The following is a 5,023-nucleotide window of genomic DNA, read 5'->3' on the forward strand; positions in this document are numbered from 1 at the left end:
AACAGATTTACCATCTACATAAACGTAAGCCAGCATTCTGCCGTACTTGTCTGTACGATCTCCTTTATCAAACTCCAGTTGAAGTTTTCCCTTGTTAACCAGCTGTTTGTTTCTTGCTGAAGCATCCTCACCATATGGTTGTACGCAAGAGTTTGGCTTTTTAGTCTCAGGTGTGTCGACAAGTAAATAACGTACTGTTTTGACTTCGCCTTTATAGTTAACTTTAATCGTGTCTCCGTCAACCGTTCTGTTAAGCGTTACATCGACCAGTTTTTTCTTATTTTCAGATGTCTTTTTATCCGACGAATCCTTCTTTGAAGCATTTTCGGCTTTTTCATTTTTGTCATTATTGCTTTTGTCGTTTGATTGAGAGTCTGTCTTTGTCTCTTTTGTATCCTTTTCTTCTTGCTGCGTTGTTTTAGCCTTATCTGAATCTGTTTTATCTGTAGAAGCAGAATCAGACCCACATGCAGCCAAAGAAAAGCTTAGAGATAATGCGCCAATACCTAATAACCATTTCTTCAATGTAATTCCCCCAAATTTGTTTATTCTGTCTTTATATCGGACAAACCTTCCTAATTATAATTATAGAACCAAAGATTGTAAAATTAATTTTAGGTAAACATCTGATTTTGAAAATCGAAGAGCCTAAAACTATGGTAAAATTTAGAAAAGATTAAGTGGAAAGGAGACAGATATGAAAGTATTTGAAGCATCCTCGTTAATCTCAGCAGCGGAGAAACGAGCAAAAGAATACGATCAGATTAGAGAACAATTTATCAATCTCAGAAAAGCGTTTCAGGGAATGGCTGACTTGGATGACAGTGAGTTTTCAGGTAAAGGCGCTGACAACATTAAAGCCTTTTTCCAAGACCACGCCGGCGTTACTGACAGCTGGCTTGATCTGATCGACATGAAAATCGCATTTCTTAACAGTATTTCAGGAAAAGTAGCTGATGCCGGATTAGCCGATTCGTTTGTGGAAGAGTCATTTTTAGAACATGAGTTGATTCATGCGAAGAATACATCACAAGCTATCATGCAGGAGCAGCGCAATGAAATGAAAGGTATCCTTGATGAAATCAGCGATATCATTCATCTTGATGTTTTCTCTACAGAAGATGTCGATCAAAAGCTGGAATCAGCAGACAAAAAACGGGACGATACTGTACATAAGCTCGGCAAGCTTGATCATGGTCTAACGAAAGAATACGCCGAGGCAAATGAACATTTCATTCAGGCTGACTTTCAGCAGCTCCAAAACGCTACGGGAAAAGGGAAAAACGCAACACCACTTCACTATAACGCAAAGGCATACAGAGAAAGCGACATACATAAGAAAAAAGGCGAGATTGCAAGACAATCGGATGCTTATTTGACGATTAAGAAGGAAGAAGCGAAAGAACGTGAAATCAAGGATCTGAAGAAAAAGCTGGCTGACGGTGTGACCGATCCGGATGAATATTTGGAAATTGCGAAGAAGATCGGATATGAAAACCTTGAACCTGCCCAGCAGCAGTATGTGATTCAGCTTGAACAAGCAAAACAGCTGGAAGAAGCCGGAGAAGTGACTTGGGATATTTTAAAAGGAGCCGGCGTTGGTTTATATGATGTCGGGAAAGACACGGTAAGCGGTTTATGGCAGCTGATCAGCAAGCCTGATGAAGTTATCGAAGGTATCATAGGGGCAGTTGCTCATCCAATTAACACGTATAATGCCATTTCAACAGCTATTGAGGAATCGTATCAAAAAGATATGGTGAACGGGGATGCTTACTCCAGATCAAGATGGGTGACATATGCGGTCAGTTCAGTGGCTGTTGCTGTCGTCGGAACGAAAGGCGCAGGAGCCGTTAACAAAGCAGATGCAGCAGGCAAGGTCATAAACAAGGTAGGGCAGACAGGTACGAAATTGAAGGATGTTAAAATTCCGGATTTACTGCCATATAATCCAAAGTATAACCTTGCTCTGACAGGTGACGTGCCATACAATGTAGTGGACGGAGCAAACTTAAAAAATCAACTAATGAGTTTTGCTAAAAGGTCAGATAAAGAAGTAAAACCTTTCGATGTCGTAGATTATAGACCAAGTAACAGTCCTTTAGAGAATCATCACGGTGTAATGGATGTATGGGCTAAACATAATGTTCCGAATTATGTGAGTAGAGGTAGTAATACGCCAACAGTAGCTTTAACTAAGGAACAACACAACGCTACCAAGAAAGTATATAGAGAATGGTTGTTCGAAAAAACAGGGAAGAAAGTTGGCGGCAAAGTAAACTGGAAAGAAGTATCCCCTAGAGAAATACAAGAACTTACTGAGAAGATGTTTGATGCTGCTAATGTTCCTAAAGAAGCGAGACAGCAATATTATAATGCATTTAATCAATACAATTTTAGAAAGTAGGTGTAGACTTGAGTATTCATATGTTAATCAAGAAGATTGCTTCTACACTAGACTGCCGGCTGTTGGAAGTTGACGGTCTCCCGACAATAGACGAGAAGCATCAACTACCAAGAGATGTTAGTGAATTTTATGAACAATGCGGTGGAGCAGTTTTATATGAAAATGCGGATTATCCAATATATATAGTACGACCAACTGAGTTTAAATTGGCTAATCCCGTTATTGTTGGGGAACTTTGTGAAGAAGACATTTCCTCCGAGTGGTATATTGTTTGTACGGATGGAAAAGGAGAATATCTGACAATTGATTTAAATGAAGATCGTAAAGGTAAGTGTTACGACAGCTTTTTTGATCGACATGGAATTGTTGGTGAAACACAGGTAATAGCCACTTCATTTACTGATTTAATACAGCGACTGCTTGAGAATAAGGGTGAGCACTGGTATTGGTTAAGGGATGATTTTAGTACATTGGGCGATGCATATGATGGAGACTGAGCTAAACAATCTATATAAAGAGATTGCAGAAACAATAAATGAAATGATCCCCGAACAATGGGAAAAGTTTTGGTTTTATGCACAAGTTTCGGAAACAGGAGGAGGAACTTATTTTTATTACAAAACTCCTGACGAGCCACAAAATTACAAGTATAGCTTAGAAGTACCTTTTATTTTCACAATTGATGAAGATGACTTTACTGAGAAAAAGAGAAAGTTGTTTGATCTGAGTGAGAGGCTACGAGAAGTATTCAAGGAGAACGATCAAGAATTATGGTATTCGTTTACGTTAAGCCTTGAAAGAACAGGCAAATTAAATATCAGTTTTGATTACACTGATTGGTTCAGCACTGATTACAGCTTCAGTGATCAACACATCATTTGGAAACATAAGTATCTAGGTGAGGAACCGTCTGATGCGTCTCTAAAAGGGATAATTGATAAATATAAAGCTGATTATCCTGAAAACCCGATCTAAGTGGGGATTTTGGAATGAGTATACACGATATCACTGAAAAGATGAACAAATTTAATTTAAAGTATTACGCATCAAGCAATGAACAAAGAAGCAAAAGAAAAATCAAAGCATTTGAAAACGAATTAAACGTAAATCTTGATGAGGTGTACAAAGAATTCGTTGTAAGATATGGCGGAAGCACGATACAGGCAGATAATGTTTTATTTCCAAGCTTAGAAGAGAATCCATTGGCTAGTAATAATCATTTAAGATTAGGGCTATTTTATGGGTTTGGGGTAGACGATGCTGACTTTGATGTTATATCAATGACAGTTACTTATGAAGAACAAATGCCAGACTGGATTATCCCGATTGCTGATGGCGATGGAGGAGACCAGGTTTGTCTGGGTGTGAAAGGAGAGGCAACAGGGAAAGTTTATTTTTGGGATCATGAACTGACAAATGGAATAAAAGACACATTTTTGGTCGCAAATTCTTTCTCTGACTTCATTCAAAGTCTGTTTATTGAAGAGACAACAGATGAGGACGATGGTATTTTATCTATTGAGCTAGATGATGATTTATTAAACAGTTAAGCAAAAGTATTGCAATTGCGATGAGGAAGCAGCAATAAGTGTCCTTAGACAAAGTAAAAGTGGTTTAATCCATAAAGCAATAGTATTGCAAATACCATTTTTATGTGGTTATAATTAGTGTAGGTAATACAGTTATATGATTATTTTATGCATTTTGATTTATGAAATGCATAAAATAAAAAGACCAGGGTGCTACCAACACCCCGGTTCTGTACAAAAAGCTACCCATCAAAGGGCTTGCTCAGCGGTTATTCGTGATAGACCTGTCCCTTCAGGATTCCAGTCTCAAGGGAGGTCTATTTTTTATTTATATACGTCAACAGGGCAATTATAAACGACCCGAATGCAAGCATTAACATTAATGCCTGAAATGTTGACATAAGCATCACCCCCTTTCGTAGGGGATGAGCAAGACTCCCTTGAGTGAGCATGCTTTAATGTACAGGAATCATTATACACTAATTCCAAATATATGTCTGTGATTATAGGAATCAGATTACCAAGCTGAAACAGTCAATTGAAAATCAAAGTTTGATGATTAAGACAATATCATGTAATCTTTATTGTGTAAGTGCATCATGGCTCTTATGATTTTAAATTGTTGAAATTAACTAAGGGAGAATCTGGCGTTGGAATTTACTTTAGCTAAACAGGTTTTAAAGTTTTCATTAACAAGTGGAAAAAGGGCAGAAATAAATGTGCCACCAGTGCTCAATAAACAAGACATTAAGATATTAAAAAGCCAATTAAGTGTTATGGAGATGCAAACAAAAATATCTAATGAAGATATGAAAAGAAAAAGGATTAGAAAAACTAAAATAAGCAGGATATAAAAAATAGCCCGTCATTTGCGTGATCCGAAAGAAAAGGAACACTTTGTGCCGGAGTTTTTAAGTGTGAAAATAAATTACTATGTCCCCCCTTACAAGCATACATTGTGATATGTAAGGGGGGATTTTTCTTGCCTAGATACCGGAGAGCTCTTCGCAAGAGAGGGCCTTTGCCTTTTCGGTATGTGCTTCTTCTGTCGTTTTCTTTTTTTATCATATCGACGGTCATCAGCCTC

At 37.8% G+C, this 5,023-nt stretch carries 6 protein-coding genes and 2 pseudogenes; 6 read left to right on the plus strand and 2 right to left on the minus strand.

Annotated elements, in window-relative coordinates; all coding sequences use genetic code 11:
• Window positions 1-288 (minus strand): annotated as a pseudogene (locus tag ACNFN4_RS22035) (thermonuclease family protein); the annotation flags it as partial.
• 409 nt (window positions 289-697) lie between these two features.
• Here ACNFN4_RS22035 and ACNFN4_RS22040 point away from each other — a divergent pair.
• Genes ACNFN4_RS22040 through ACNFN4_RS22055 form a run of 4 tightly spaced genes read left to right on the plus strand, consistent with a single transcriptional unit; the run spans window position 698 to window position 3,957 of the window.
• Window positions 698-2,407 carry a T7SS effector LXG polymorphic toxin gene (locus ACNFN4_RS22040; RefSeq protein WP_448200481.1) on the plus strand — a complete coding sequence of 570 codons (1,710 nt, stop codon included), beginning with the start codon at window positions 698-700 and terminating at the stop codon, window positions 2,405-2,407.
• A gap of 8 nt (window positions 2,408-2,415) precedes the next feature.
• A complete protein-coding gene (locus tag ACNFN4_RS22045; protein WP_014417844.1) occupies window positions 2,416-2,904 on the plus strand; it encodes an SMI1/KNR4 family protein in 489 nt (162 codons plus the stop codon).
• Complete coding sequence (locus tag ACNFN4_RS22050) at window positions 2,894-3,382, plus strand: antitoxin YezG family protein (protein WP_041482512.1); 489 nt, start codon at window positions 2,894-2,896, stop codon at window positions 3,380-3,382. The genes ACNFN4_RS22045 and ACNFN4_RS22050 overlap by 11 nt, the downstream gene beginning before the upstream one ends.
• A 14-nt stretch (window positions 3,383-3,396) precedes the next feature.
• Complete coding sequence (locus ACNFN4_RS22055; protein ID WP_021493639.1) at window positions 3,397-3,957, plus strand: SMI1/KNR4 family protein; 561 nt, start codon at window positions 3,397-3,399, stop codon at window positions 3,955-3,957.
• Window positions 3,958-4,253: 296 nt separating this feature from the next.
• Here the strand turns inward: ACNFN4_RS22055 and ACNFN4_RS22060 are convergent, their stop codons facing one another.
• The gene (locus tag ACNFN4_RS22060) at window positions 4,254-4,343 is read right to left on the minus strand and encodes a putative holin-like toxin (protein ID WP_076982784.1); all 90 of its coding nucleotides are present in this window, start codon (window positions 4,341-4,343) and stop codon (window positions 4,254-4,256) included.
• A gap of 243 nt (window positions 4,344-4,586) precedes the next feature.
• On the opposite strand from ACNFN4_RS22060, the gene ACNFN4_RS22065 reads away from it, so the two are divergent.
• On the plus strand, window positions 4,587-4,790 hold the full coding sequence (locus tag ACNFN4_RS22065; RefSeq protein ID WP_021493638.1) for a hypothetical protein: 204 nt from the start codon (window positions 4,587-4,589) through the stop codon (window positions 4,788-4,790).
• 128 nt (window positions 4,791-4,918) lie between these two features.
• Window positions 4,919-5,023 (plus strand): annotated as a pseudogene (locus ACNFN4_RS22070) (sporulation protein YunB); the annotation flags it as partial.

The sequence above is a fragment of the Bacillus sp. N1(2025) genome (assembly GCF_053470005.1).

What these genes read in the sequence shown, in the direction of transcription:
- ACNFN4_RS22040 (WP_448200481.1), top strand. Translation starts at nt 698, where the DNA reads ATGAAAGTATTTGAAGCATCCTCGTTAATCTCAGCAGCGGAGAAACGA.
- ACNFN4_RS22050 (WP_041482512.1), top strand. Translation starts at nt 2,894, where the DNA reads ATGGAGACTGAGCTAAACAATCTATATAAAGAGATTGCAGAAACAATA.
- ACNFN4_RS22055 (WP_021493639.1), top strand. Translation starts at nt 3,397, where the DNA reads ATGAGTATACACGATATCACTGAAAAGATGAACAAATTTAATTTAAAG.
- ACNFN4_RS22060 (WP_076982784.1), bottom strand. Translation starts at nt 4,343, where the DNA reads ATGCTTATGTCAACATTTCAGGCATTAATGTTAATGCTTGCATTCGGG.